This is a genomic window from Kribbella italica, assembly GCF_014205135.1.
GTDB lineage: Bacteria > Actinomycetota > Actinomycetes > Propionibacteriales > Kribbellaceae > Kribbella > Kribbella italica.
The window spans coordinates 891842-918799 of sequence record NZ_JACHMY010000001.1; the positions used below are offsets into that span (position 1 = coordinate 891842).

25 protein-coding genes are annotated in these 26958 nt (G+C 70.3%); 17 read left to right on the forward strand and 8 right to left on the reverse strand.

The features are described from left to right. Window positions 1-881: 881 nt before the first annotated feature. The gene (gene uxaC / locus HDA39_RS04255) at window positions 882-2288 is read right to left on the reverse strand and encodes a glucuronate isomerase (protein WP_184793933.1); all 1407 of its coding nucleotides are present in this window, start codon (window positions 2286-2288) and stop codon (window positions 882-884) included. 260 nt (window positions 2289-2548) lie between these two features. On the opposite strand from uxaC, the gene HDA39_RS04260 reads away from it, so the two are divergent. From HDA39_RS04260 to HDA39_RS04280, 5 genes are all read left to right on the forward strand, one after another. Then, entirely contained in the window at window positions 2549-3532 is a 984-nt protein-coding gene (locus tag HDA39_RS04260) for a substrate-binding domain-containing protein (RefSeq protein WP_184793934.1), read from the forward strand. Window positions 3533-3743: 211 nt separating this feature from the next. Continuing rightward, entirely contained in the window at window positions 3744-4679 is a 936-nt protein-coding gene (locus HDA39_RS04265; protein ID WP_184793935.1) for a sugar kinase, read from the forward strand. A 49-nt stretch (window positions 4680-4728) separates the two neighbouring features. After that, on the forward strand, window positions 4729-4890 hold the full coding sequence (locus tag HDA39_RS04270) for a hypothetical protein (RefSeq protein WP_184793936.1): 162 nt from the start codon (window positions 4729-4731) through the stop codon (window positions 4888-4890). 361 nt (window positions 4891-5251) lie between these two features. After that, entirely contained in the window at window positions 5252-6631 is a 1380-nt protein-coding gene (locus tag HDA39_RS04275) for a mannitol dehydrogenase family protein (RefSeq protein ID WP_184793937.1), read from the forward strand. A 25-nt stretch (window positions 6632-6656) separates the two neighbouring features. Then, complete coding sequence (locus HDA39_RS04280) at window positions 6657-7052, forward strand: hypothetical protein (protein ID WP_184793938.1); 396 nt, start codon at window positions 6657-6659, stop codon at window positions 7050-7052. A gap of 4 nt (window positions 7053-7056) precedes the next feature. Here the strand turns inward: HDA39_RS04280 and HDA39_RS04285 are convergent, their stop codons facing one another. Both HDA39_RS04285 and HDA39_RS04290 read right to left on the reverse strand, forming a co-directional pair. Then, a complete protein-coding gene (locus tag HDA39_RS04285) occupies window positions 7057-8418 on the reverse strand; it encodes a right-handed parallel beta-helix repeat-containing protein (protein ID WP_337925617.1) in 1362 nt (453 codons plus the stop codon). 1017 nt (window positions 8419-9435) lie between these two features. After that, window positions 9436-11145, reverse strand: a complete 1710-nt coding sequence (locus HDA39_RS04290) for a right-handed parallel beta-helix repeat-containing protein (RefSeq protein ID WP_238355972.1) — start codon at window positions 11143-11145, stop codon at window positions 9436-9438. A 128-nt stretch (window positions 11146-11273) separates the two neighbouring features. Here HDA39_RS04290 and HDA39_RS04295 point away from each other — a divergent pair, with 128 nt between their 5' ends. From HDA39_RS04295 to HDA39_RS43605, 5 genes are all read left to right on the forward strand, one after another. Further along, entirely contained in the window at window positions 11274-12443 is a 1170-nt protein-coding gene (locus HDA39_RS04295; RefSeq protein ID WP_238356395.1) for a glycosyltransferase, read from the forward strand. A gap of 246 nt (window positions 12444-12689) precedes the next feature. Further along, entirely contained in the window at window positions 12690-13112 is a 423-nt protein-coding gene (locus HDA39_RS04300) for an adenylyltransferase/cytidyltransferase family protein (RefSeq protein ID WP_184793940.1), read from the forward strand. Further along, on the forward strand, window positions 13109-13840 hold the full coding sequence (locus tag HDA39_RS04305) for a CDP-alcohol phosphatidyltransferase family protein (RefSeq protein WP_184793941.1): 732 nt from the start codon (window positions 13109-13111) through the stop codon (window positions 13838-13840). Before HDA39_RS04300 ends, HDA39_RS04305 begins: the two co-directional genes overlap by 4 nt. Continuing rightward, window positions 13840-14256, forward strand: coding sequence for an FAD synthase family protein (locus HDA39_RS04310; protein ID WP_184793942.1), 417 nt, complete (start codon window positions 13840-13842; stop codon window positions 14254-14256). Before HDA39_RS04305 ends, HDA39_RS04310 begins: the two co-directional genes overlap by 1 nt. After that, window positions 14253-15458, forward strand: coding sequence for a glycosyltransferase (locus tag HDA39_RS43605; RefSeq protein ID WP_184793943.1), 1206 nt, complete (start codon window positions 14253-14255; stop codon window positions 15456-15458). The genes HDA39_RS04310 and HDA39_RS43605 overlap by 4 nt, the downstream gene beginning before the upstream one ends. A gap of 9 nt (window positions 15459-15467) precedes the next feature. On the opposite strand, the gene HDA39_RS04320 is transcribed toward HDA39_RS43605, so the two are convergent. Then, the gene (locus tag HDA39_RS04320) at window positions 15468-16115 is read right to left on the reverse strand and encodes a hypothetical protein (RefSeq protein WP_184793944.1); all 648 of its coding nucleotides are present in this window, start codon (window positions 16113-16115) and stop codon (window positions 15468-15470) included. Between the two features lie 142 nt (window positions 16116-16257). Beyond that, entirely contained in the window at window positions 16258-17439 is a 1182-nt protein-coding gene (gene nadA, locus HDA39_RS04325; protein ID WP_184793945.1) for a quinolinate synthase NadA, read from the reverse strand. Between the two features lie 119 nt (window positions 17440-17558). Here nadA and HDA39_RS04330 point away from each other — a divergent pair, with 119 nt between their 5' ends. After that, window positions 17559-18803 carry an NAD(P)/FAD-dependent oxidoreductase gene (locus tag HDA39_RS04330; protein ID WP_184793946.1) on the forward strand — a complete coding sequence of 415 codons (1245 nt, stop codon included), beginning with the start codon at window positions 17559-17561 and terminating at the stop codon, window positions 18801-18803. Here the strand turns inward: HDA39_RS04330 and HDA39_RS04335 are convergent. Then, the gene (locus HDA39_RS04335; RefSeq protein WP_184793947.1) at window positions 18784-19263 is read right to left on the reverse strand and encodes an NUDIX domain-containing protein; all 480 of its coding nucleotides are present in this window, start codon (window positions 19261-19263) and stop codon (window positions 18784-18786) included. The two genes, HDA39_RS04330 and HDA39_RS04335, sit on opposite strands and share 20 nt — an antisense overlap. A 36-nt stretch (window positions 19264-19299) precedes the next feature. After that, the gene (nfi, locus tag HDA39_RS04340) at window positions 19300-19962 is read right to left on the reverse strand and encodes a deoxyribonuclease V (protein WP_337925618.1); all 663 of its coding nucleotides are present in this window, start codon (window positions 19960-19962) and stop codon (window positions 19300-19302) included. A gap of 308 nt (window positions 19963-20270) precedes the next feature. Between nfi and HDA39_RS04345 the strand changes: the two genes are divergently transcribed. The 6 genes from HDA39_RS04345 (at window position 20271) to HDA39_RS04370 (ending at window position 25806) form a co-directional block, all read left to right on the forward strand. Continuing rightward, window positions 20271-21365, forward strand: a complete 1095-nt coding sequence (locus HDA39_RS04345; RefSeq protein WP_184793949.1) for a glycerate kinase family protein — start codon at window positions 20271-20273, stop codon at window positions 21363-21365. Window positions 21366-21532: 167 nt separating this feature from the next. Beyond that, window positions 21533-21895 carry an iron-sulfur cluster insertion protein ErpA gene (gene erpA, locus HDA39_RS04350; RefSeq protein ID WP_184793950.1) on the forward strand — a complete coding sequence of 121 codons (363 nt, stop codon included), beginning with the start codon at window positions 21533-21535 and terminating at the stop codon, window positions 21893-21895. A gap of 261 nt (window positions 21896-22156) precedes the next feature. Continuing rightward, entirely contained in the window at window positions 22157-22798 is a 642-nt protein-coding gene (locus HDA39_RS04355) for an ABC transporter permease subunit (RefSeq protein WP_184793951.1), read from the forward strand. Next, complete coding sequence (locus HDA39_RS04360) at window positions 22791-24011, forward strand: ABC transporter ATP-binding protein (RefSeq protein ID WP_337925619.1); 1221 nt, start codon at window positions 22791-22793, stop codon at window positions 24009-24011. The genes HDA39_RS04355 and HDA39_RS04360 overlap by 8 nt, the downstream gene beginning before the upstream one ends. After that, complete coding sequence (locus HDA39_RS04365; RefSeq protein WP_184793952.1) at window positions 24008-24829, forward strand: ABC transporter permease; 822 nt, start codon at window positions 24008-24010, stop codon at window positions 24827-24829. Before HDA39_RS04360 ends, HDA39_RS04365 begins: the two co-directional genes overlap by 4 nt. Then, complete coding sequence (locus tag HDA39_RS04370) at window positions 24826-25806, forward strand: glycine betaine ABC transporter substrate-binding protein (RefSeq protein WP_184793953.1); 981 nt, start codon at window positions 24826-24828, stop codon at window positions 25804-25806. The genes HDA39_RS04365 and HDA39_RS04370 overlap by 4 nt, the downstream gene beginning before the upstream one ends. Here HDA39_RS04370 and HDA39_RS04375 read toward each other — a convergent pair. Beyond that, on the reverse strand, window positions 25793-26956 hold the full coding sequence (locus tag HDA39_RS04375) for an epoxide hydrolase family protein (RefSeq protein WP_184793954.1): 1164 nt from the start codon (window positions 26954-26956) through the stop codon (window positions 25793-25795). The genes HDA39_RS04370 and HDA39_RS04375 overlap by 14 nt on opposite strands. Window positions 26957-26958 lie beyond the last annotated feature (2 nt).

Here is a 26958-nt window from a genome sequence, read left to right on the forward strand (position 1 = left end):
CGCTGGCCGCCCGCACCCCGCGCCTACACCCGTCCCTGCCCACCGGCCGCCCGCACCCCGCGCCCGCACCCGCCCGCAGGCACCCTGCGCTTACACCCGCGCCCCGCGCCTACACCCGCGCTCCGCGCCCACGCCCGCCCGCGCCCCGCGCCTACACCCGCCCTGCCCGCACGCACTCGCCCCTCCTCGCCGGCCGCCCGGACCCGAGCCCACACCCACCTCTGCCCGCAGGCCGCCCGCATCCGCGCCCCGCGCCTATACCCGCCCCTGCCCGTCGGTTGCCCGTGCTCCGAGCCCACACCCCGCGCCGGCCCGCCCCCGCACCTGCCGACACCCCGCGCCTACACCGGCCCTACCGCAGGCACTCCGCGCCAGCCCGCACCTCGTGCCCGCACCCGCCCCTGCTCCGCCGGACCCCGAGCCCACAGCCGCGCCCCCTGCCTGCGCCGACCTCCCTGCCCGCAGTCCGCACCCTGTCCCTGCCCGCCGGTGCTCAGTGCCCCACCCGCAGGCACGCCGCGCCCCGTGCATACGCCTGCCCTGCCCGCTGGCCTGCCCGTGCCCCCGCCCGTACTCCGCGCCTACACCCGTCCCCGCCCACCGGCCCCCGAGCCCGTACCCGCCCGGCCCCGAGCCCCACCCCGCGCCCGCTTGCAGGCACCCCGCGCCTACACCCGCTCCTGCCCGCCGGCACTCCGCGCCCACCTCGTTGGCCGACTTTGAGCACGGCTCAGCCATCGTCGGGCTCGCCAGATGGCTGGCCGGTGCTCAGAGTCGCCTCGGGGGACGGGCGGTACCGCACGACGGGGTGGGCCGGGAACCTGGGCAGACTGTCTGCCGACCGAAGTACGGAGTCGTCCTCTCGTCCGGCCCGACCAAGCTCAGCTGAGGTACGTCGTCCGCGCCAGGTTGTAAGCCAGATCCTGCGCCACCTGGAACGCATCGTCCTCATCCAGGCGATGCTGAACGACCAGGTCCGCCAGATAGCCCGCGTCGACGCGCCGGGCCAGGTCGTGCCGGGCCGGGATCGACAGGAACGCGCGGGTGTCGTCGACGAAGCCGGAGGTGTTGTAAAAGCCGGCCGTCTCGGTCACCAGCTCGCGGAACCGGCGCATGCCGTCCGGGCTGTCCAAGAACCACCACGGCGCACCCAGCCGAACACTCGGGTACACACCGGCCAGCGGAGCGAGCTCCCGCGAGTACGCCGTTTCGTCGACGGTGAACAGCACCATCCGGAACCCCTCGGCGTGCCCGAACCGCTCCAGCACCGGCCGCAGTGACTGGGTGAACTCGGTCGCCACCGGGATGTCGTGGCCCTGGTCCGGCCCGTACGTCGCGTGGATGCCCGGGTGGTGGTCGCGCAGGACGCCGGGGTGCAGCTGCATGACCAGCCCGTCCTCGGCGGACATCGCGGCCATCTGGAACAGCAGGTTGCCCGCGAACGCCGCCGCGTCCTCCGGCGTGGTCCGGCCGTGCAAGGCGTCGGCGTAGATCCGCTCGGCCTCGGCGTCGCTCAATGGAGTGGCGGCAGCGCTGAAGTGCCCGTGGTCGGTCGCCCGGGCGCCGGCCGCGATGAAGGTCTGACGCCGCTGCCTCAGCGCTTCGAGGTACCCGGCGTACGACGTGGTGTCGGTCCCCGCCCGCTCGCCGAGCAGCGTGATCAGGTCGCTCCACCCCGGCCGGTCGACGTGCACGACCGCGTCCGGCCGCAGCGTCGGGACGATCCGGCCGGGCAGATCAGCGGCGATCTTCGCGTGCGGAGCGAGATCGTCGGTCGCGGCGTCGGTTGTCGACAATAGTTCGATGTTGAAGGCGTCGAGCAGCGCCCGTGGCCGGAACTCCGGCTGCGCGAGCCGCGCCGCGATCTCGTCGTACAGGAGGTCGGCGGTCTCGGCCGACGGGTGCACGCTCAGCCCGAGCACCTCGGCGAACTCGTGCTCGAGCCAGTAGCGGCTCGGCGTACCGGCGAACAGGTGCCAGTGCGAGCAGAACTCGCGCCAGACCTCGCGCGGCTCGGCCGTCGCCGTCCCGTCGCGGCGCGGGAGGCCGAGGCGGTCGGGGGAGACGCCCTGGGAGATCAGCATCCGGGTGACGTAGTGATCCGGTACGACGAGGAGCTCAGCCGGGTCGCCGAACGGCTCGTCGCTCGCGAACAGCGTGGCGTCGACGTGCCCGTGCAGGCACAGCAGCGGCAGATCCTTCGTGGAGGCGTGGATCCGGCGCGCCAGCTCACGCGCCGGCCCAGCCGGCAACGCCCGATCCGGATGAGGCTGCAGGGCCTTCGGCATGTCGTCCTCCAGTACGTCGTCTGCAACGGCACTGCAAAGGATTGCAGCAGCTTCGGGTGAGCACAAGAGCGAGTGCTGTTGACAGAGCGTTGCAATCGCTTGCAGACTCCTTCGGAACTGCGGTTCAGCGCGACGTCGAACTGGCCGGCAGTTCGCGGCTGCGGGCTGGGTGCGTCGTACGTGGCGTTCACTACCGTCGGGTGCGACGGCCGCCGCAGCACGGCGGGCAAGCTGCGTGGTTTCCGGAGCGGGAGGTGGATGTGGCAGCAACACTTCGCGATGTCGCGCGGCTGGCCGGGGTGTCGACCTCGACGGTGTCCAGGGCGCTGTCGCTGCCCGACCTCGTCAACCCGGCGACCCGCGCACGGGTGCGTACGGCGGCCGACTCGCTCGGCTACGAGCCGAACAAGGCTGCCCGCGGGTTGATCACGGGGCGGACCGGCAACATCGGACTCGTCCTGCCGGACCTCGCCAACCCGTTCTTCCCCAGCGTGGTCAAAGGCGTCCAGGCGCGCGCCCGGGCGGCCGACGTCGCGGTGTTCGTCGCGGACACCGACGAGGACGTCGCCGCCGAGATGGACCTCGTCCGCGCGCTCGCCAAGCAGGTCGACGGGCTGGTCCTCTGCTCGCCGAGAGCCGAAGCTGAGGACCTGAAGGCGATCGCCGCCGACACCACCGTCGTACTCCTCAACCGCATTGTCGACAATCTACCGGCGGTCGTCTTCGACCACGAGGACGGCATGCGCCAAGCCGTCGCCCACCTCGCCGCGCTGGGTCACCGACGCATCGCCTGGGTCGGCGGCCCCGCGGCGTCCTGGTCCAGCGATCAGCGAGGCCAAGGCCTCTCCCAAGCCAGCGCCGCCCACGGCGTCGACCTCGTCGAGGTCGGCCACTTCCCGCCGCACTACGACGGAGGCATGGCCGCCGCCGACCAGGTCGTAGCCACCGGCGCCACCGCGGTCATTGCCTACAACGACCTGGTCGCGATCGGCCTCCTGGCCCGCCTCCACGCCCGCAACATCCCCGTACCCACCCGCCTCAGCGTGGTCGGCATCGACGACATCGCGATGTCCGCCATGTCGCACCCGGCACTCACCACCATCCGCCTCCCCAAACAACAGGCGGGTCGCCTGGCGGTAGAACTCCTCCTCACCCTCCTCGACAACCCGGCCGCTGCTCCCGAACGCCGTGTCCTCCCCGGCGACCTCCTCGTCCGAGCCTCTACCACCGAGGCCCCCCAATGACTCTCAAGGTGATCTTCGGACCCACGGGGACGCGGTCGACCTCGGCCGGTCCGTTGCGTCGTGTAGAACCGCAGACTGCCGCTGGCTCTCTCCGGTGTGGCGCCATCGCTCACCCCACCGCCAAATCTCCGGTCGCAACGCGGCCCCAGCAGACAGCCCGGCCGCATGACCACCGGCCTCAGCCCCCAACCCGCCCTTGGAGGTACTCCTGATGGTGCTGCCTGACGTACTGGTACTGGGGGAGATCCTCGTCGAACTCAGCTCGACCGACCCCCTCGACGCCGGCACGAACCTCACGCTCAACTTCTCCGGCGACGCGCTCAACGCCGCGGCAGCCTCCGCAGCGGCGGGCGCCAGAACGGCCCTCCTCGCCCGCGTCCCCGACGACGAGCTCGGCGACCGCCTCCTCGACCGAGTGGTTGCCCTAGGCATCGATACCTCCCTGGTCCGTCGGGTCAACGGCCAGCACGGCCTCTACCTCCAGCACGCCGACCCCTCAGGCGCGCGCGAGTTCACCTACGTACGCCGGGGAAGCGCCGGCTCCGGCCTCGGCCCCGGCGACGTACCGCTCGACCTCGTCGCCGAAGTCGGCGCCGTACTGGCCAGCGGCATCGCCTGCGCCATCTCCCCACTCTCCGCGAAGGCCGTCCGGATCGCGGCGCAGCACAGCAAGTGCTTCGTGTACGACCCGAACTGGCGCCCCCGCCTGGTCTCCGCCGCCGGCGCCGCCACCCACCTGCGCGCCGTCGCGCCGTACACGCGCCTGATCACCCCCGGCTGGCCCCGCGAAGCCCAACTCGTCGCCGACACCGACGACCCGGCAGCAGCCTGTACGACGCTCCGAGGCCTGGGCATCCAGGCCGTAGCCCTGACCCGCGGCGAGGACGGCATCCTCCTCGACGACGCCGGCCGCCTCACCGAGATCCCGGTCATCCCCGCCCCGAGGATCGTCGACCAGACCGGCGCCGGCGACTCCTTCGCCGGCACCGTCACCGCCCGCCTCGCCCTCGGCGACGACCTCCTCACCGCCGTCCGCCTCGGCGTAGCCGCCGCCTCCCTCTCCGTCGGCGGCCTCGGCGGCACCGGCCACGTCCCCACCCTCACCCAATCCCAAGCCCACGCAGCGACCACGGAGGTCTCAGCATGAGCACCCCCACGAACCGGTCGCCCGTCCTCGCCAGCATGGAGGTCTCCGCGTGAGCACTCTCGTGAACCGGTCGGCCGTCCTCGCCAGCACCGAGGTCCGCATGAGCACTCTCGCGAGCCAGTCGATCGTCCTCGCCAGCACGACGGAGGTCCGCGTGAGCACCCTCCCGAACCAGTCGATCGTCCGCGCCGGCGCGGAGGTCTCCGCGTGAGCGCCCTCGCGAACCAGTCGATCGTCCTCGCCAGCACCGAGGTCCGCATGAGCGCCCTCGCGAGCCAGTCGATCGTCCGCGCCGACGCGGAGGTCTCCGCGTGAGCGCCCTCGCGAACCAGTCGATCGTCCTCGCCAGCGCGGAGGTCTCCGCGTGAGCACTCTCGTGAACCAGTCGATCGTCCTCGCCAGCACGGAGGTCCGCGTGAGTGCCTTCGTGGACCAGTCGATCGTCCTCGCCCGTACGGGGGTCTCCGCATGAGCGCCCTCGCGAACCAGCCGATCGTCCTCGCCAGCACGGAGGTCCGCATGAGCACCTTCGTGAACCAGTCGCCCGTCCTCGCCAGCATGGAGGTCTCCGCATGAATCGCCTGAGCCTGAGCAACCTGCCGACCAAGCCTGCTGTCGATCCCGGGGAGCTGAGCGTCGGCATCGTTCACCTCGGGCTCGGCGCCTTTCACCGGGCGCATCAGGCGGTGTTCACCGAGCGGGCCGCTCAGCTGACCGGGGAGACCCGCTGGGGGATCGCCGGCGTCAGCCAGCGCTCGGCCGCTGTGCGGGATCAGTTGGCTCCGCAAGACGGCCTCTACTCCGTCCTGACGCGTGGCACCGACTCGACTTCCATCGAGGTGATCGGCAGCATCCGCGAGGTGCTGACCGCGCCGGAGGACCCGGATGCCGTCGTCGCGCGGATTGCAGACAATCGGACAGCGGTCGTCACGCTGACGGTCACCGAGAAGGGCTACCGGGCCGCATCCGGGGGAGGGCTCGACCTGTCCGACCCGGAGATCCAGGCCGACCTCGCCGGACGCCCGCCGCGGACCGTCGTCGGCCAGCTCGCCGCCGGACTCGCCCGACGTACCGGTGAATCGTTGACAATCCTCTCCTGTGACAACCTCGTTGCCAACGGCCCCTTCTTGCAGCGGCTGGTGCACGAGTACGCCGACGCGGCCGGCCTGCGCGGCGAACAGTTCGACGCCGCCGCGTTCCCGGCGAGCATGGTCGACCGGATCGTCCCCGCGACGACCGACGCCGACCGCGACGAGGCCGCGCGGCTGCTCGGCGTACGGGACGAAGCGGTCGTGGTCGCCGAGCCGTTCCTGCAGTGGGTGATCGAGGACCACTTCGCCGGCGCCCGGCCCGCGTGGGACACGGCCGGCGCCGTGCTCACCGCGGACGTCGCCCCCTGGGAGCAGGCGAAGCTCCGGATGCTCAACGCCACCCACTCGATGCTCGCCTACCTCGGTGCGCTCCGCGGGTACGAGACGATCGCCGAAGCAGTCCGCGACGACGAACTCGCCGCGGCCGCCCGCGAACTGATCCGCTCCGACGTCATCCCCACCCTCACCCCACCCGACGGCCTCGACCTCCCGTCGTACGGCGAGTCGGTACTCGAGCGCTTCGCCAACCCGGCGCTGAAGCACAAGACCACCCAGGTCGCGATGGACGGCTCGGTCAAACTCCCCGTCCGCCTCCTCGGCACCATTCAAGACCGCCTGGCCACCAACGCCGAACCAGCCTCAGCCGCCCTAGCGGTCGCCGCCTGGATGGTCTACGTAGCCCGCAGCACCACGGTCGACGACCCCCAAGCCGATCGCCTCAAGTCAGCCATCGCGAACACCACAACCCCCACCGACCTGGTGGACGCGCTACTGGCGGTCGAAAGCGTCTTCCCCAGGAACCTCCAGGAGAACGAGGCCTTCCGGACCCTCCTGATCGGGCACGTCACCGAGCTGAGCTGACCACTCCCTGGCGAGGAGGCAGCTCATGGACCACCAGATCGCAGCCGCCAGGCGCATGCCGGCTCGTCAGATCCTGACCGCGCTCACCTGGCTCGTCGTCAACGTGGTGTTCGCTTACCTGCTCCTCTACCCGCTGGGCCTCGCCGAGCTCATACTGCGGCACGTGCTCGCCGGTCTCCTGGACGCACCGTGGTCGCCCTTCGAAGGCGACCCCGTGGACCTGCAGGCGGCCGTCGTCGGCACCGTGCTCCTTGGCGTCCCGCTGCTTGGCCTGGTCGTCGCCGTCAACCGTGGGATCCGCAGAACGCGCGGCGTGTGGTTCTGGCCCGCCACCACGGTGGTGCTGGTCGCACCCACCGTGGTGTCCGGGGTCCTCAACCTCACGCTGGCGGAGGCGTTCGGCCAGGGCGTGCTCTGGTAGCCGCTCAGCGGATGATTCGTTTGCCGAGGAGGAAGTTGCTGTCGGCGTCGAGGCCGGATCGCTGCCACTCCTTGGCGGTGAACCATTGGCCGAACTTCTGGAAGCGGTCGGCGGACAGGCTGTCGAGGAAGTACTCGTTGGCCTTCAGGGTCACCTCGCCGGCGGGGATCGCGGCGCCGGCGTTCTGCACCATGCCGGTGGCGGTGGTGCCGCCCTTCATCGTCACCTTGTTGCCGGTGACAACGACATCGCGCAGGACGTTGAGGCCCCACGGGCCGTTGCCGCGGGTGCGGGACTGGATCGAGATGCCGTTGACGTTGCCGGCCAGTGTGTTCTTGCGGACCTGGACGTTCGACGACGTGTTGACGTTGATGCCGCCGCCGTCCCACAGGGACCGGCCCGAGCCGCGGCCGGTGCCGAAGCCGTTGCCGGTGATCGTGTTGTTCTCGATCACGCCGTTGCGTCCGATCTCGTACCGGATACCGTCCGCAGCGTTGTCGACGATCTGATTGCTGGCGAACGTCCGGCCGTCGTCGTAGGCGTCGCTCCACAGGCCGACGCCCTTGTTGGCCTTGATCACGTTGCCGCTGACCGAGCCGCCGTTGGACCAGGTGGTCTTGATGCCGCCGGACTCCCAGTCGGCGATCCAGAACCCGTCGGTGTTGTTGCCGCTGATCTGATTGCCGACAATCGACCCGTTGGTGGTGCTGTACTGGCCGACGCCGAGCTGTCCGTTGGACTGGATCAGGTTCTTCTCCAGTCGTGCGCCGTCGGCGTTGACGAGCATCGCGCCGACCGCGTGGTTCCAGCGGAGGTCGTTGGCGAACACTTTCCAGCCGCCGCCCAGGACGACGGCGCCGGCCTGCGGGGCGGAGGCGAAGTGTTCGACCGTGAGCCCGCGGACGGTCACGTTCGCCTGGCCGCCGGCGATCGCGGTCGATGTCTTCGACATCTCGACGGACTTCCCGGCCGGATTGTCACCGATCCACACGGCGTTGCCGGCGTAGTCGCCGTAGAAGGTGCCCGGTACGACCTTGTCGCGGGTCGCGACCCGCTTGAGGTGCTTGCCGTTCAGGAAGAGCTGCTCGCGCAGGTGGCAGATGTTGGTGACGTTGTCCTCGCACTGGCCGATCCGCGCGTAGGGCGTGGGCAGTACGCCCTTGACCGTCCAGTCGCCGCCGTTCGCGGTCCAGCCGGTCAGCGGGACGGATCCGGTCAGTACGGCGCCCTGGTCGCTGCCCAGGGTCTGCTTGGCCTTCGGGCGCAGCATCCGGTCGATCCGGTGCAGGCCGGCGGCGAAGCAGAGGGTGGCGCCGGCCGGGCTATTGTCGACAACCTCGGCGGCGTTCTGGTCGGGGGTGACCACGATGCCGGAGCAGGCGGGGGCCTGCGACGGGCCGGCCTCGAAGCCGGCGCCGGGGAGTGGTGGCGACGACCGCCTGGACCGCGGCGTGATTTCGGGGGGCGTGATTACGGGCGGGGTGATGGTGGGCCGTGTGCTGATCGACGGTGTGCTGAGGTGCGTTACGGCCGGGCGTGTGTTGACCGGTGGCGTGGTGGGCTGCGTGGCGGCCTGCCATGTGTCGACCAGCGGGGTGGTGAGCGGCCCGAAGGCCGGCGGGGTGTTGAGCGGCCTGAGGAGCGGCGGGGTGTTGGGCGGTGGGATGACAGACGGCGGGTTGGGTGGCGTGCCGGCCGGCGGTGGGTTGAGCGGCGGGCCGGCCGGCCGGGTGGTGATCGACTGCGTAGTGGCGGCCGTCGGCAGAGGGATCCCTGGGCGCGGTGTGGCGGGAGCTGTGGTCGGCAGGGGGATCCCTGGGCGCGGGGTGGTGGGAGCTGTGGTCGGCAGGGGGATCCCTGGGCGCGGTGCGGCAGGAGCTGTGGTCGTTGTCAGGGGCATCGACGGGCCCAGGGCAACGGTCCGGCTGTCCGGGAGCATGGGAGCTGGCTGTAGGGCCGAGGTGCGAGTCTGCTGAAACGGTGACGCGGCGGCCGGTACGGTCGTACTGACGATCGCGACGACCGTCAGGGTGCCGAGCGTGCTCGCGGCGAGAATCGTCACTTGTTTGTTCATCTGTCGGGCCTCCGGGGGCGTGACTTTCCATCGGCACCCCCCGGTGCAACTACCGGCAGACTAGTACCCCGCGTGGCCTTGTCAACACATTCTGTTGCGTTTTGCCCCTATCAAGTTGCCCTCGGCGCATACTCCGTTGCGCGGTGCAATCAATTCACGCCGCGTAACTACGCTCCGTCAGACGGTGCGAGATCATCGCGTCAGTCGCCAAGGGCGGCAGTACGAGCTGGTGAGGCCCGTCAGCCGGCGAGGGCCCGCCAACCGGCGAACCCGGTCAGCGGGCGACAGGCACGCCACCCAGCGAGCCCATCAGTTGGTGAGGAAGCTCCCGCTGGTGTCATGACCCGCCGCTCGCCAGCCCTCGGCAGTCAGCTTCGTGCCGAAGCGGGCGAAGCGCTGGGCGGCGAGCCGATCGAGCTGGTAGCGGTTCCCGCTGAACACCAGCTGACCGGCCGGCACCTCGGCGCCGGAGTTCTGCACCATGCCGGTGGCCTGCGTGCCGCCGGTCATCTGCACCGAGTTGCCGGTGACGCGGACGTTGCGCAGGACGTACTTGCCCCACGGTCCGTCGCCCCGGGTGCGGGACTGGATCGAGATGCCGTTCACGTTGCCGCTGACGACGTTGTTGCGGACCGTCACGTTCGACGAGGTGTTCACGTTGATCCCGCCGCCGTCCCACAGCGACGTCCCGGAGCCGCGGCCGGTGCCGAAGCCGTTGCCGGTGATCGTGTTGTTCTCGATCGTGCCGTTGCGGCTGATCTCGAACCGGATCCCGTCGGCGGCGTTCGCGACGATCTTGTTGCCGCTGATCACCCGGCCGTCGTCGGCGACGTCGGCCCACATCCCGACGCCCTTGTTGGCCTGGATCAGGTTGCCGCTGACGGTGCCGGACGAGCGGGTCGACTTCATCCCGCCGGACTCCCAGTCGGCGATCCAGAAGCCGTCGGTGTTGTTCTGGGTGATCACGTTCGAGGTGACGTCGGCCTGCAGCGAGTTGTACTGGCCGAGGCCGAGCTGGCCGTTGTGGTGCACCAGGTTGCGCTCGATCCGCGCGCTGTTGGCCTTCACCAGCATCAGCCCGACCGACTTGTTCCAGCGGACCTCGTTCGCCTTCACCTTCCAGCCGGGGCCGGAGACCAGCGCGCCGGCCTGGGCCGCGCTGGCGAAGTGCTCGATGGTCAGCCCGCGCACGGTGACGCCGGGCTGGTTCGACTCGATCGCGGTCGCGGTCTTCGCCATCTCGACCGCCTTGCCGGCCGGGTCGCTGCCGACGTAGATCGCGTCGGCGGCGTAGTCGGCGTAGAACGTGCCGGCCTTGACCGCGCCGAGCGAGGCGACGCGGGTCAGGTGCGCGCCGTCCAGGTAGAGCTGCTCACGCAGGCTGCAGATGTTCGCCGCGTTGTCCTCGCACTGACCGGCCTTGCCGTACGCCGGCGGCAGCGCGCCGCGGGTCACCCAGGCGGCGCCGGATCGGGTCCAGCCGGTCAGCGGGACGGAGCCGGTCAGTACGGCGCGGTCGTCGCTGGCGATCGTCTGGTCGGCCTTCGGCCGGATCGTCTGGCTGATCCGGTGCAGCCCCGCGGTGAAGCAGAACGTCGTACCGGCCGGGTTCGCGTTGACCACGGACTGGGCGTTCTGGCCCGGCTTGATCGCGACGCCGTTGCAAGGACCGGCGTACGCCGGTCCGGCGGTGCCGTTGCCGGGGACGACGACCGTCTTGGTCGGCTCCGGCGGCTCGGGAGCGGTCGGCTTGCTGGTCGGCTCCGAAGGCTTCGACGGTTTCGTCGTCGGTACGACGGTCGGCGGCTTGCTCGTCACCGTGCCCGGCGGCGTCGTCGCCCGGGGTTTCGTCGGCTTCGTGGTCGGCCGCGACGACGGAAGAATGCCCGCGCCGGCCGCGGCGTCCTGATCGGTAGTGCGTGACTTTCCGGCGGTTGCCGCGTTCTTCTGATGGGAGACGACGGGATAGGCCACTGTAACGACGGCGATCGCGCTAGCGATGACACCGATGAGCAGCATCCGCTTGGGCGGCGTCCTTCTCAAAGCATCCTCCGGGTTATCGGCACGCGGTGAAACTCCCCGAGATGCGGCCTCACGAACCAGTTGTCACCACCGCGAACCTCTAAGGTGGTGCCATGCGGGTCGCCATGTTGCACAACCGTTATCGTTCGGGTCAACCCAGTGGCGAGAACACCGTTGTCGATCAAACAGCTGATTTATTGCGCAGCTCAGGACATGTCGTCGATCTCTACGCGCGACACAGCGATGACATTGAGCAAATGCCCGGCAAAGATCGCGCACTGTTACCGTTCCGCTCCATATGGTCATTTGCGGCCGAACGCGATTTAACCTTCCGATTGCAGAAACAGCGTCCGGACATCGTGCATGTGCACAACACGTTCCCGCTCCTGAGCCCGTCGGTACTGCGTTCCGCGTCCCGGGCCGGCCTCCCGGTGGTCGCCACGCTGCACAACTTCCGCCTGCTGTGCGCGAACGCCGTACTGCAGCGCGACGGCGCTCCGTGCGAGTCCTGCGTCGGCAAGATCCCGTGGCGTGGCGCTGTGCACGGCTGCTACCGCGACTCGACCGTGCAGAGCCTGCCGCTGGTCACCGGGATCGGCGTTCACCAGGCCCTGCACACCTGGCAGCGCTACACCACAACGCTGATCGCGCCCTCGGAGTTCGTCCGGTCCCGGTACGTCGCCGCCGGGTTCGCGCCCGAGCAGATCGTCGTCAAGCCGCACGCCGTCCCGTTCTCCGGGCAGGTTCGCGAGGGCGCGGGCGAAGCCGTCGTGTTCCTCGGCCGGCTCACCGAGGACAAGGGCTTCGCCGATCTGCTGCAGGCCTGGGACGCCTCGCTGGGCCAACTGGTCGTCATCGGTGACGGACCGCTGCGCGACCAGGCCGACGCGCGGGCCGCGGCGGACCCGTCCGTGCGGGTGCTCGGCGCGCTGCCGTGGGCCGAGAGCATGGACGTCGTCCGTACGGCGCGCGCGGTCGTCGTACCGGCTCGTTCCTACGAGACGTTCGGCCTCGTCGTGGTGGAGGCGTTCGCGCACGGCGTCCCGGTCGTCGCGTCCCGGATCGGCGCGCTGGCCGAGCTCGTCGAGGACGGCGAGACCGGTGCGCTGGCCGAACCGGGCGACCCCGAATCGCTGCGGAAGGCACTGCGGTTGGTCACCGATCCGCGCACTTCGATAACCTGCGGCGAGCGAGCCCGTCAGGTCTATGTGGAGCGCTTCACCCCGGAGCGCGACCTGGCGGCCACGGAGAGGATTTACGCCGATGCGATCGCGCGGCACGCGGCCGGCAGCTGACCGGGCCGCCTGCCCCCTGAGTACCTGCCGGGGCAGTCATCGCCGCGCGACGGATTGCTTAGGTCACCGGCGATCACCCGGTGTAAAGTGCGCGGAGGCGAGGGGGGTCTCGTCGACAGCTGGTGGGGACCGGTTTCCCGGAGTTTCGCCAGAAGTTCGTTGCACAGGTGTTCGGCGTACCGGCCCGGCTGGGTTCGGGAACGCCGGAGGGGTAGAGCCCACAGGGGCTCAGTGGGGGAGTGCAGGGTGCCGCAGCGCATCGGTTATCTGACCGGGGTCTTCGACCTGTTCCACATCGGGCACCTCGACGTGCTCGAGCAGGCGCAGGAACAGTGCGACCGGCTCGTGGTGGGCGTGCTCACCGACGACTGGGCGCGCGAAGCCTGGGGTGCGCGGCCGTTCGTCCCGCTGGTCGAGCGAGCGCAGATCCTCGAGCAGCTGCGCTGCGTGGACGAGGTCGTCGTGGTCGACGACGCCGGATGGTTGACCGGGGTGCCGGGGGTCGAGACCGTGTTCGCCGCTGACGGGACCGACGGCGTACTGGCCGCTGACGAGCTGGACGGGGTTCCCGCCGAGCTGGTCCGCGCGCTGCCGAACCGCCGCGAGTCCCGCAGCCAGATCCTGCGCGCCGCGATCGGCCAGCGGCAGTCGCGCAGCTCCGTCGCATGAGCTCGTACGGCGACGCCGTCGCGCGGCTCGCGCGCGCTCAGAAACCTTCGGCCGGTACGCCGGTCTACTCGCGCTTCGTGAACCGCAAACTCGGCCGCTACCTGGCCGCCGGTGCGTTCCTGCTGAACCGGACGCCCAACCAGGTCAGCCTGTCGAGCGGTTTCTGCTCGCTGATCGGCATCGTGCTGCTCGCGACGATCGCGCCGAGTCTGCCGCTGGCACTGGTGGTCACGGCGCTGCTCGTCCTGGGGTACGCGCTCGACTCCGCCGACGGTCAGCTGGCCCGGCTGCGGGGTGGTGGCTCGCCGGTCGGCGAGTGGCTCGACCACATGATCGACTGCGTGAAGATCACCCTGCTGCACTCGGCGGTGCTGGTCTCGTTCTACCGGTTCGATGCCTTCAGCAACGAATTGGTGCTGCTGGTCCCACTGGCGTACCTGTGCGTGTCCGCGGTGATGTTCTTCGGGCTGATCCTGATCGACCAGTTGCGCCGGCGGCACGGCGTCTCGACCGCCAACGTGCGCGGCGACTCGGTGCTGAAGTCGCTGGTGATCGCGCCGACCGACTACGGGATCCTCTGCCTGGTGTTCCTCACCGTCGGGTGGCCGACGCTGTTCGCCGGCCTCTACGGGCTGATGCTGCTGGCGAACCTGCTGTTCCTGCTGGCCGCGATCTCCAAGTGGTACAAGGAGATGGCGGCGCTGGCGCCGTCCGGGGTCCGGGCCTGATGGGCGTCGTGGGGTACGCCCCGGGGGTCTACGACATGTTCCACATCGGGCACCTGAACATCCTGCGCCGCGCCAGCGAGCACTGCGACTACCTGATCGCCGGCGTGGTCGAGGACGACGTCGTCACCAAGATCAAGGGCCGCCCGCCCGTCGTACCGCACGACGAGCGGATGGAGGTCGTGCGCGCGATCGGGATCGTCGACGAGGTGGTCAGCGACTGGTCCAGCGACAAGTTCGAGATGTGGAAACAGCTCCGGTACGACGTGCTGTTCAAGGGCGACGACTGGAAGGGCACCGAGAAGGGGCTCCGGCTGGAGAAGCTGCTCGGCGAGGTCGGGGCCGGCGTGCACTACTTCCCGTACACGGCGTCGACGTCGAGCACGGACCTGCGACGGTTGCTCGAGGGCACGCTGTGACCGGGCCGGCGCAGGCCCGGAAGAAGATCCTCGTCAGCGCGTACGCGTGCCGGCCCCAGGGTGGGTCCGAGCCGGGCGCCGGGTGGGCGTGGGCGAAGGCGGCCGCGCGGGACCACGACGTGTGGTTGCTGACCCGCGGCAAGTTCCTGCACGAGATCGAGGAAGAGCTCGCGATCCGGCCGGTGCCGGGGCTGACCGTCGTACCGCTGGAGCTGTCGAAGTTCCTGCTCAAGCTGCGGCGGCGGAGCGCGGACGTGTACTGGTACTACCCGTTGTGGCAGCGCAAGGCCGGCCAGGTCGCCGAGCGGCTGCACCGCGAGCACGTCTTCGACGTGATCCACCACCTCACGTTCGCCGTCGACTGGATGCCGGCGGGCGTCGTACGGCGGACGTCGGCGAAGGTGATCTGGGGTCCGGTCGGCGGGTCGACGGCGGTGCCGCTGTCGATGGCGCACTGGCTCGGTTCGGGCGGCCTGGTGGGCGAACTGGTCCGCCGCGCGTGGACCGGCGCCGCCCGGCGGTTGATCGGCCGGCAGGTCGCGCAACGGGCCGACCTGGTCGTTGCCCAGAACAAGGATGTCGCGGAGGTCTTCGGACCGCACGCGCGCGAGATCGTCGTCCAGCCGAACGTCGCGATCCGCCGCTTCGCCAGCGCCTCCGGTCCGTACGAGCCCTTCGGCGGGCCCGGGGTGAAGACCGCGCTGTTCGTCGGCCGCCTGATCCCGTGGAAGGGCCTGCTGATCGCGATCAGCGCGCTCGCGCGCCCCGAAGCCGCCACGTGGGAGCTCCGCGTCATCGGCGACGGCCCCGACTGGCGGCGCGCCGAACGCCTCGCCGAGCAGCTCGGCGTCCGCGACCGCGTCGAGTTCACCGGCCAGCTCCCGCGCGAAGAGGTCCTCGCCGCGTTGCTCCGCGCCGACGCGCTCCTGGCCCCCGCCCTCCGCGAAGCAGCCGGCTGGGCCGTCACCGAAGCACTCGCCAGCGGCTGCCCGGTCGTCTGCGTCGACCGGGGCGGCCCGTCCGTCATCGTCGGCCCGGACGAAGGCGTCGCTGTCGACTGGCGAGGCGACGTCGTCGGCGAGCTGGCCAAGGGCCTGGCCGCCCTGAAAGGCCGCATCACCCCGGTCGACCGCTGGGGTCCCGACCGTCTCCCGGCCTTGCTGGCCGACTGGTACGCCGAAGCCCGCGTCACCAACTCCTGATCGGGCCCGTCAGAGGGACTCGGCCTCCGCAAGAACTTCCAGCCTCGCCTTGCCTGCCAGCCGCCGAGCCAGCTCGACGTCGCCGGACCGCGTCTCGACGTACACCCGAAAGCCCACCGGCCCCGGGTCGAGGTCCCACAGCGTCGACGCGTTGACCGCCACCGCGACCCCCGCGTGCTTGGACTCACCCCGGAACTCACCCTCGGGCGGCCACCAGCAGTCGTCCCAGTACACCAAGGTCCGCGCCGGCGCCGGCGGGATCATCGCCCAGGTGAACAGCGCCGGCTTCAGGTCCCCGACGTACACGCGGACCGGCACCGGCGCCGAGCGGGCCAGTTTCTCGAGCGCGGCCGTGTCGGTCGGCTCGACCCACAGATGCACCCCTTCCGGGCCGACGACCCCGCCGCGGGCCCGCCCGTCGGCGACCAGCAGCCACTCGACCTCGACGGCGACCTCCGGAGGCAGCAGGAACTCCAACGTCGTCCACCCGACGGTTGCTCTCGACAACCACCAGTCCAGCGCGTGGCTGGTGGTCTCGCACTCGACCTCGACCAGCACCCGATCGGACACGTTCAGCGCCAGCAGCCGGTCGACGACCTCACCTGCCTGGTCGAGGTCGCTACCGACCTCGACCAGGTGAAAACCCGAGTCGCTCACGCCCCCACCCTTGCAGACAGGGGCTGTGGAGGTGTTCGGCCCCGACGCTGCGCGCGTCCCGCGCGGCCCGAACCTGTCGTCCTCGCAACGGCGGGGTGCGCGGCGGAGCCTGCGCCCGGGGCGACAGGCTCCTCCTTCCCCCTCAGTCCCGGGCGGTCTTGCCCGGCAGGGCGAGCATCCGGTCCAGGGCGATCTTGGCGTGCCGCTCGGTGTCCGCGTCGACCTTGATCGGGTTGACGACGTGGCCGGCGACCAGGTTCTCCAAGGTCCAGACGAAGTGCGGGAGGTCGATCCGGTTCATCGTCGCGCAGTAGCAGACCGTCTTGTCGAGGAAGACGATGTTCTTGTCGGCGTGCTGCTTGGCCAGCCGCGAGACCAGGTTCAGCTCGGTGCCGACGGCCCACGACGTACCGGGCTCGGCCTCGTCGAGGACCTTGATGATGTACTCCGTCGAACCGACCAGGTCGGCCTTGGTGACGACCTCGTGCCGGCACTCCGGGTGCACCAGGACCTTCACCCCGGGAACGCGCGCCCGGACGTCGTCGACCGACTCCGGCGTGAAGCGCCCGTGGACCGAGCAGTGCCCGCGCCACAGGATCATCTTCGCCGCCGCGAGTTGCTCGCGGGTCAGACCGCCACCCGGCTTGTGCGGGTCGTACACGACGCACTCGTCGAGGCTGATGCCCATCTTCAGCACCGCGGTGTTCCGCCCGAGGTGCTGGTCGGGCAGGAACAGCACCTTCTCGCCCTGCTGGAACGCCCAGTCGAGCGCGACGTCGGCGTTGCTCGACGTACAGACCGCGCCGCCGTTGCGGCCGCAGAACGCCTTGATGTCGGCGCTGGAGTTCATGTAGGTGACCGGCACGGTGACGTCCGCGACGCCGGCGTCGGCCAGCGCGTCCCAGGCCGCCTCGACCTGCTGGATCCGCGCCATGTCGGCCATCGAGCAGCCGGCCGCGAGGTCGGGCAGGATCACCGTCTGGCTCTCGTTGGTGAGGATGTCGGCGGACTCGGCCATGAAGTGCACACCGCAGAACACGATGTACGGCGCGTCCGGCCGGTTCGCCGCGTCGCGGGCGAGCTTGAACGAGTCACCGGTGACGTCCGCGAACTGGATCACCTCGTCGCGCTGGTAGTGGTGCCCGAGCACGAACACCTGGTCGCCGAGCGCGGCCTTGGCCTTCTGCGCCCGCTCGACCAGGTCCGGGTCGGAGGCCGGCGGAAGAGCGCCCGGGCACTCGACGCCACGCTCGGAGTGCGGGTCGGTGTCGCGGCCCAGGAACAGCAGCGGAAGGGATTTCGGGCCGTCTGCGATCGTCGTCACGTCAACATCGTCGCACGCCGGCACCCCGGGATCGCGTGGTACGCGTCACTGCCCATCATGCGAAATTACCGGCGCCGATCGTTGGCGGTATCGGTCGAAAGATGTGCAAGCATCGAGAGATGACAGACGTGATCGTCGTCGGAGCTGGTCTCGCCGGGCTGAACTGCGCCCTCACCCTGCAGAGCCGGGGTCTCGCCGTCAGTGTGCTCGAGGCCGCAGACGCGGTCGGCGGCCGGGTCCGCACCGACCGCATCGACGGCTACCTGTGCGACCACGGCTTCCAGCTGCTCAACCCGGCCTACCCCGCCGTACGCCGGTACGTCGACCTGCCGGCGCTGGACCTCCAAGCGTTCACCGCCGGCGTCGCCGTCGCGGGAGCCGCTGGTACGACGCTCGTCGCCGACCCGCGCCGCAGCCCGGGTCTCGTGGCCAAGTCCCTCCTGAGCGGCTACCTGCATCCCAAGGAGCTGGCCCGGATCGGCGCTTGGGCGGCTCCGGCTCTGGGCCCGGTCCATCGTCTCCTCGCCGAGGCACAGCACGACTCGTCGGGTGGGGGAGATGTGTCGTTGCAGGAGTCGCTGGACCGCGCTGGAGTCGAGGGCAAGCTTCGGCGGGAGATCCTCGAGCCGTTCCTCGCCGGGGTACTGGCCGAGGCGGACGGCGCGACCTCGGCAGCCTTCGTACGGCTGCTCCTCCGGAGCTTCCTGCTCGGCACACCGAGTCTGCCCGCGGGCGGAATGGCCGCGTTGCCTGAGCAGTTGGCCGCGCGGCTGCGAGATCCTGTTCAGCTTGGCCGCGCGGTGACCGCCGTACGAGGCGGCGACGAGGTGGTCGTCGGCACCGTCGACGGCGAGCTCCGCGCCCGTGCCGTGGTCGTCGCCACCGATCCGTCGGCAGCCGCCGGACTCGTGCAGGTCCGGGCGCCGCAGCTGAAGGGCCTCAGCACCTACTGGTTCGCGACCGACGAACCACCGCGCACCGACAAGCTGCTGGTGGTCGACGGCCGCCGCGACGGGCCGGTCGTCAACACCGCGGTGATGTCGAACGTCGCGCCGTCGTACGCGCCGCCCGGGCAGCACCTGATCCAGGCGACCACCCTCTGGCCGACCGACGCCGTCGAGAGCGAGGTGCGGATCCAGCTGACCCGGATGTACGGGCGGTCGGCCGGCGCGTGGCAACTCGTCGTACGGCACGACATCGCGGAAGCCCTTCCGCAGCAGGCGCCGCCGCTCACCCCGCGCCGCCCGGTCGACCTCGGCGAAGGCCGCTTCATCGCCGGCGACCACCGCGACACGGCGTCGATCCAAGGCGCCCTGGTCTCCGGCCGCCGCGCCGCGAACGCGGTCACGCAGTACTTGGCCTAGGCGGGTTGAAGTAGATCTCCGCCACGCCGTACGCCGTCGGCAACAGCGGCCGATGATTGGCGATGACCGTCAACTCGGCCGCCTCCGCCGCCGTGAACCACCCGACCTCGGTCACCTCGTCGGACAACCCGGCCGTGCCCTCGACCACCTCGGCGCGGAACAGGACGCCCAGGATCTGCACCCGATTCCCGTCCGGGTAGACGACGACCAGATCCGGATCCGAGTACACCCCGAGCAGCCCGGTCACCCGCACCCGCAGCCCGGTCTCCTCCAGCACCTCCCGCTGCGCGGCCTCCGCCGGCCGCTCACCCGCGTCGATCCCGCCACCCGGCATGCACCACTCGCCGTTGTCGCTGCGCCGAGTCAGCAACAAGCGATCCCCGTCCAGCACCGCCGCCGAGGCCCCCGGCCGAAGCGGGGCCATCGCATCAGTCCGTACGCCGTTCTCGTGCAACGTCATCCGCTCTCCTCGCTCGTCGAACCTGCACCGGGGCCGTCAGCGCTCGGCCAGTCCGTCCCGGCACGCGCGGTCCGCTGCGCGGGTCGTCTCCGGCAGTCGATACCGCGGCGCCAACTCCAGCACGCGCTCGACCGCCGTCCCCAACGACACCCGATGCCCGACTGAGACGAACACCGGCTTGGTTTTGTTCTGCGTCCGGAGCACTTTCCCGACGACCTCCCCGTCGAGCACCAGCTCACTGGCCTCACCCCGCGCAGTCCCCGGCTCCTGCCACTCGCCGACGAAAGCAGTCTTTCCCACCCCGAGACTCGGCAGCCCGGTCACCACCCCGAGGTGACAAGCCAGCCCGAACCGCCGGGGATGCGCCAGCCCTTGGCCGTCACACACCAGCAGCTCCGGCGTCACCCGCAGCCGCTCCAACGCGGCCACCAGGCCCGGCACCTCCCGAAACGCGAACAACCCCGGCACGTACGGAAAGGCAGTCCGCCCTCGCACGACAGCGCGATCCACCTCCTGCAGCTCGACCGTCGCCGCCCGGATCACCTCCAGTACGACGACCGCCGCCGCGTACTCGTCACCGTCGTACGCGACATCCAGCCCGGCGACGTACCGCGGCGCCGGCGAAGTGTCGTCGGTGGTGACGACGTGCCGGCGGAGGTCCTCCTGGACGGCAATCGCCTCGGCGACGGTGAGCTGCACCGCCCGCACGCTACCGGCCCGACGCCGCACGGACCCGAGGCGGTGGCTCGCATTTGCGCACGTCGACCGCTGGGTGGCCGACGCCCACCACTGACCAACCACGCGATCGGCCGCCGCGGAGGTGCGCGCTGAGCGTGGCCGAGCCGTCGGTCGCGTGGTTGATCAGTGGTGCACGTCGACGTCGGCCCACGTCCACCCCAGTCGCCGAGCTGGATGGACCGATAGGCCCGGCCTATCCCGTCGAGAGGCCCGTCCGGCAGGTGGTTGCGGATGCGCGCGAAGGCGAGCGGGTTTGCGAGGATGGGCGCATGCGCGTGCTGATTGCTCCGGACAAGTTCGCTGGGACGTTGACGGCGGTCGAGGCTGCGGCCGCGATCGAGGAGGGGTGGCGGCGGCGGGACCCGGAGGCCGAGGTACTGGTGGCGCCGATGGCCGACGGGGGACCGGGGTTCATCGACGTACTGTCCGCCGTTGTCGACGGCACCCTTCTGGCGGTGACCGTGCGCGGTCCGCTCGGCGGTGAGGTCCCGGCGACCGTCCTGGTCGCCGGCGAGACGGCGTACGTCGAGACCGCGCAGGCCTGCGGACTGCACCTGATCGAGCCGGCGGACCGACGGCCGGAGGACGGTACGACGTACGGCGTCGGTCAGTTGATCGCCGCTGCGGTGGACGCGGGGGCGAAGCGGATCGTTCTCGGACTCGGCGGTTCCGGTACGAACGACGCGGGCGCCGGCCTGCTCGCGGCCCTCGGCGCGACCGCCGCCGGCGGCCGCCTCGACGCGGGCGCGACCGGGCTGGCCGACCTGACCGAGGTCGACCTCGAGCCGGCGCGGACGCGGATGGCGGGCGTCGAGTTCGTCGCCGCGAGCGACGTCGAGAACCCGATGCTCGGGCTGCGCGGTGCGACCAACATCTTCGGCCAGCAGAAGGGCGTCGCCGACGAGCGCAAGCCGGTGGTCGACGGCTGGCTGACCCGCTTCGCCGAGCTCGCCGACCGGAAGACCGCCGACCAGAAGGGCGCCGGCGCCGCGGGCGGGCTCGGGTACGCGCTGCTCCTGCTCGGCGCCGAGCGCGTCTCCGGGATCGACCTCGTCGCCGACCTCACCGGGCTGAAGGAGAAGGCCGGCCGGGTCGATCTGGTGCTGTCCGGCGAGGGCGCGTTCGACTTCCAGTCCCGCGACGGCAAGGTCATCGCGGGCGTCGCCAAGGTCGCGAACGACGCGATGCGGCCGTGCGTCGTCCTGGCGGGCAAGGTACTGATCGGCTCCCGCGAGATGCGCACGATGGGCGTCGAGTCGGCCTACTCCCTGGTCGACGCCGTCGGCGAGGAGCAGGCGTTCGCCGATCCGCACGGCTCGCTGGCCAAGGTCGCCGAGCGCGTCGCCCGGACCTGGGCCCGCTGAGGGTGGCTGCCCGGTGGGTGAGGCAAGTTGTTGATCCTCGAAATTGGTGTGCGACCATGGGAATGAGCGCGGGTCAGTGGGTGTTGGCCCGTGTTGACAGCGGATTTTCCGCGTGCGGCTGCCTGCCCATCAGCAGCCGGGCGCTCAAGAGATGACTGGAGTCAGGAATGACTGAAGCGCAGACCGAGCAGGCCACCGCCGCCGCGACGGGGATCCTGTTGACGGACGGGGCCGCCTCGAAGGTGAAGGCGCTGCTGGACCAGGAAGGTCGCGACGACCTCGCGCTGCGCGTCGCCGTGCAGCCGGGCGGGTGTTCCGGCCTGCGGTACCAGCTGTTCTTCGACGAGCGTCAGCTCGACGGTGACGTCGTCGCGGACTTCGACGGTGTGAGCGTCGTCACGGACCGGATGAGCGCGCCGTACCTCAAGGGTGCGTCGATCGACTTCGTGGACACGATCGAGAAGCAGGGCTTCACGATCGACAACCCGAACGCGACCGGCTCCTGCGCCTGCGGCGACTCGTTCAACTGAGCCTCACCCGAAGCCCCCGGTACCGACAGGTGCCGGGGGCTTCGTCATGCCCGGCCCACGCCGTGCGCCGTACGGCGGTAAACACCGGAAAGCGCACTCCGGCTCACCAGCGGCAGCGGCGGCGACACGCCGGGTGACCTGGAGGGTTTGTGGTCCAGGCCGGCGGGGGACCAGTCGGCTGACTAGGGTGGTTGAAGCTGGCACCCGGCGTACCGACCCCTGCAGCGGGGGAGCGAAACCCGTGGGAGGGCGATCGAGACCGTGTGGGACTACATCACCGAACGGCAGTCGCAACTGCTCTACCAGGGCTACCAGCATCTGAGCCTGGTGATCCAGTGCGTGGTGCTCGCGACGGTGATCGCCGTCGTCCTGGCCGTGCTCGTCCATCGCAACCCGAAGATCGCGTCGGCCGCCGAAGGCATCAGCGCGGTCGGCCTGACCATCCCGTCGTTCGCGCTGCTCGGCCTGCTGATCCCGCTGGCCGGCATCGGTACGGCGACGTCGGTGGTCGCGGTGACCTTCTACGCGACCCTCCCGATCCTGCGCAACGCGGTCGTCGGCCTGGCCGGCGTCGACGCGACGCTGGTCGAGTCCGCCCGCGGCATGGGCATGGGCCGGCTCCGCACCCTGGTGCGGATCGAGCTGCCGCTCGCGTGGCCGGTCATCCTGGCCGGCGTCCGGGTCTCGGCGCAGATGTCGATGGGCATCGCGGCGATCGCGGCGTACGTGCTCGGCCCTGGTCTGGGCAGCTTCATCTTCACCGGCCTCACCCAGATCGGTGGCGCCAACGCTCTCAACTCCGCCCTGGTCGGAACGCTGGGGGTGGTGCTGCTGGCTCTCGTGCTGGACGCGCTGCTGCTGGGCGTCGGCCGGCTGACGACCCCCAGGGGGATCCGTGTCTGATTCGCGTACGACGTCCGCCGCACCCGAGCCCTCGGCCGCCCACCCGATCGCGGCCGAGACGTCCGGCGACCACGAGGTCAGCGGCGTCGACATCGACCTGATCGACGTCGTCAAGCGCTACCCGGGTCAGCAGAAGCCGGCCGTCGAGGGTCTGTCGCTGCACGTCCCGGCCGGCGAGATCGTGATGTTCGTCGGACCGTCGGGCTGCGGCAAGACCACGTCGCTGAAGATGATCAACCGCCTGATCGAGCCGACGTCCGGCAGCATCCGGATCGGCGGCGAGGACATCAGCGGCCGCGACGACGACGACCTGCGCCGGCACATCGGGTACGTGATCCAGGGCGGCAGCCTGTTCCCGCACATGACCGTCGCCCAGAACATCGCGATGGTCCCCGGTCTGCTCGGCTGGGACCGCGGCCGGATCACCGAACGCGTCGACGAGCTGCTCGAGCTGGTCGGCCTCGACTCCGAGCGGTACCGCGGCCGTTACCCGCGCGAGCTCTCCGGTGGCCAGCAGCAACGAGTCGGCGTCGCGCGCGGCCTGGCCGCGGACCCGCCGGTGATCCTGATGGACGAGCCGTTCGGCGCGGTCGACCCGATCACCCGGCAACGGTTGCAGGACGAACTGCTCAGCATCCAGGAGGAGCTGCGCAAGACGATCGTCTGCGTCACCCACGACTTCGACGAGGCGGTCAAGCTCGGCGACCGGATCCTGATCCTCACCGAGGGGGCGAAGATCGCGCAGTACGACGTACCGGAAGCGATCCTGTCGAACCCGGCCGACCGGTTCGTCGCGGACTTCGTCGGCGCGGGGGCCGCCCTGAAGCAGCTGACGCTGAGCCGGGTCAGCGAGATCGACCTCGGTCAGCCGACGGTCGCGTCGGTGGGCGACACGGCCGCGGACGTACTCCGCTCCGCGCAGGCGGCGGGGGACGACTCGGTCGTCGTACTGGACGCGAAGCGGCGCCCGATCGACTGGATGTGGACCCGCGACCTGGCCGGCGTCGACCGCGTGCCGGCGCCCAAGGAGGGCACCGACCTGGTCACGATCGACCGTCGCGCGACCCTGAACGACGCGCTCGACACGATGCTCGTGTCCAGCCATGGCAGCGCGGTCGTCACCGGCCGGCGGGACGAGTACCTGGGCGTCGTCGACTTCCAGGCGGTGCTGGCCCGGATCCAAGCGCCGGAGGCGGATGAGGTGGTCTCATGACCGTCGTCGATCCAGGCACCTCCGCGCAGGAGCGGCGCAACCTCGCGGATGCCAAAGCGGCGGCCGCCGGGCTGGCGTCCGAACGGCGCCGCCGCCCGAGCTGGGGATTGTTGCTCGGGCAGCCTATTTTCGTTGCCGTGGTCCTCGCGGCGTGGGTGATCTGGCGTTCGCAGGCCGAGCTCGACTCGATCGAGCAACGCCAGCTGGCCTGGAGCGTCGTCGGTACGCTCACCGTCGAGCACCTCAAGCTGACGGTCGTTGCCACGGTCATCGTTCTGCTGATCGCCGTCCCACTCGGCATCGCGCTGACCCGCCCCCGGATGCGCCGGGCCGCGCCGATCGTCGTTGCCTTCGCGAACGCCGGCCAGGCGGCGCCGGTGATCGGCCTGATCGTCCTGCTCGCGATCTGGCTCGGCTTCGGCTTCTGGACCGCGATCCTCGCGCTCTGCCTGTACGCCGTCCTGCCGGTCCTGCGCAACACGATCGTCGGCCTGCAAGGCGTCGACCGCAACCTGGTCGAGGCCGGCCGGGGGATGGGCATGTCGAGCCGATCGGTGCTCGGGCGGATCGAGCTGCCGCTCGCCGTACCGGTGATCATGGCCGGCATCCGGACCGCCCTGGTCCTCGTCGTCGGTACGGCGACGCTGGCGACGTTCATCGACGCCGGTGGACTGGGCAGCCTGATCACGACGGGTATCCGGCTGTTGCGCTTCCCGGTCCTGGTCAGCGGCGCGCTGCTGGTCGGCGTACTGGCTCTGCTGATCGACTGGGCCGGCCGGATCCTGGAAGAGATCACCCGGCCGAGGGGACTGCGATGAAGCGCGTCATAGGGTTGCTGACGGCAACTGTTTTCGTTGCCTCCGGCCTGAGCGGCTGCGGTCTCGGCACCAGCGGCGGGTACGTCCCGACCGCGACGCTGGCCGGACCGCTGGCCTCGGCCAAGGATCTCAACGGCCTGGAGATCGGGATCGGGTCGAAGAACTTCCAGGAGCAGCTGATCCTCGGCAAGATCGCCGCGATCCTGATGCAGTCGGCCGGGGCCAAGGTGAAGGACCTGACCAACATGCCCGGCAGCGACACGTCGCGCCAGGCGATGCTGCAGGGCCAGATCCAGATGGCGTGGGAGTACACCGGCACGGCGTGGATCTCCTACCTCGGTCACGACACCGGCATCCCTGACAAGCGCAAGCAGTACGACGCGGTCGCAGGTGAGGACCTGCAGAAGTACGGGCTGGTCTGGCTCGAGCCGGCGCCGATGAACAACAGCTACGGCTTCGGCGTGACCCGGAAGAACTCCGAGAAGCTCGGCCTGACCAAGCTGTCCCAGCTGAGTCAGATCCCGCTGAAGGAACGTACGTTCTGCGTCGAGTCCGAGTTCGCGAACCGCAACGACGGCTTCGAACCGATGCTCAAGCACTACGGCGTCCCGCTCGGCTCGGGCGTGAGCCGCGACAACGTCCGCACCCTCGACACCGGCGCCGTCTACGCCGCCACCGACAACGGCGACTGCCTGTTCGGCGAGATCTACACGACGGACGGCCGGATCAAGTCCCTCGACCTGGTGGTGCTCGAGGACAACAAGAACTACTTCCCGGCGTACAACGTCGCACCGGTGATCGCCAAGAAGGTCCTCGACCAGTACCCGCAACTCCGCGACCTGTTGGCCCCGGTCTCCGCCAAACTCACCGACGCGGTCCTGATCGAGCTCAACGCCCAGGTCGACGTCGACGGCCGTGAGCCTGCTGACGTCGCGATGGACTGGCTGGTCAAGGAAGGCTTCGTCACGAGCGACTGAGCACCGCCGCGAGACCCTCTTGTAGATCGTTGACAAAATATTCAGGCACCTCCAGTGATGGGAAGTGCCCGCCGGCCTCGGGCGTCCTCCAGCGGACGATCTGCCGGTACCGCTTCTCCGCCCAGGGCCGCGGGCACTTCTCGATGTCCCGCGGATACGCCGTGACGGCCGTCGGGACGTCGACCCTGAGCTCGGGGTCGAGCGACTGGTGGCTCTCGTAGTAGATGCGCGCCGCGGACGCCCCGGTCCGCGTCAGCCAGTACAGCGTGACGTCGTCCAGAACGCGATCCCTGGAGATCGTCTCGAACGGGCTGTCCTGGGTGTCCGACCACTCGGCGAACTTGTCGACAATCCACGCGAGCAGCCCGACCGGCGAGTCGACGAGCGAGTAGCCGATTGTCTGCGGCCGTGTCGCCTGCTGCTTCGCGTACGCCGACCGCTGGTGCCAGAAGTCGCGAGTCTCCTCGGTCCACGCGCGTTCGACCGCTGTCAGCCCGTCCGTCGTCAGCCCGGGCGGCGCCTGCGCCAGCACCGTGTGGATGCCGAGAACGTGCTCCGGGAACCTGCCACCGAGAACGGTGGTGACGACACCTCCCCAGTCGCCGCCGTGCGCCACGAACCTGCGGTAGCCGAGCCTCCCCATCAGCTCCACCCAGGCGGCCGCGATCTTCTCGGTTCCCCACCCGGTGCCGGCCGGCTTGTCGCTGTACCCGAAGCCGGGCAGCGAAGGAGCCACGACGTGGAACGCCGGCGCGTCCGCGTCCTGCGGATCCGCCAGCTCGTCCATCACATCGACGAACTCGGCGACGCTGCCGGGCCAGCCGTGCGTCAGGATCAGCGGCGTGGCGTCGGTGCGCGCGGATCGGCGGTGCAGGAAGTGGATCCCCAGGCCGTCGATGGTCGTGCGGAACTGGCCGATCGCGTGGAGACGCTCCTCGAACGCTCGCCAGTCGTACCCGGTCCTCCAGTAGTTCACGATCTCGACGAGGTCGGCGAGAGGAACGCCTTGGTCCCATCGGCGCGCGCCGGGCGCGGCGCCCAGGACCGTTTCGGCCTCCGGTAGCCGTGCCGCAGCCAATCGCGCGCGCAACTCGTCGAGTTCGGCGTCGGTCGCGCGGGTTGCGAATGTTTGTACGTCGTCGCTGGGCATGA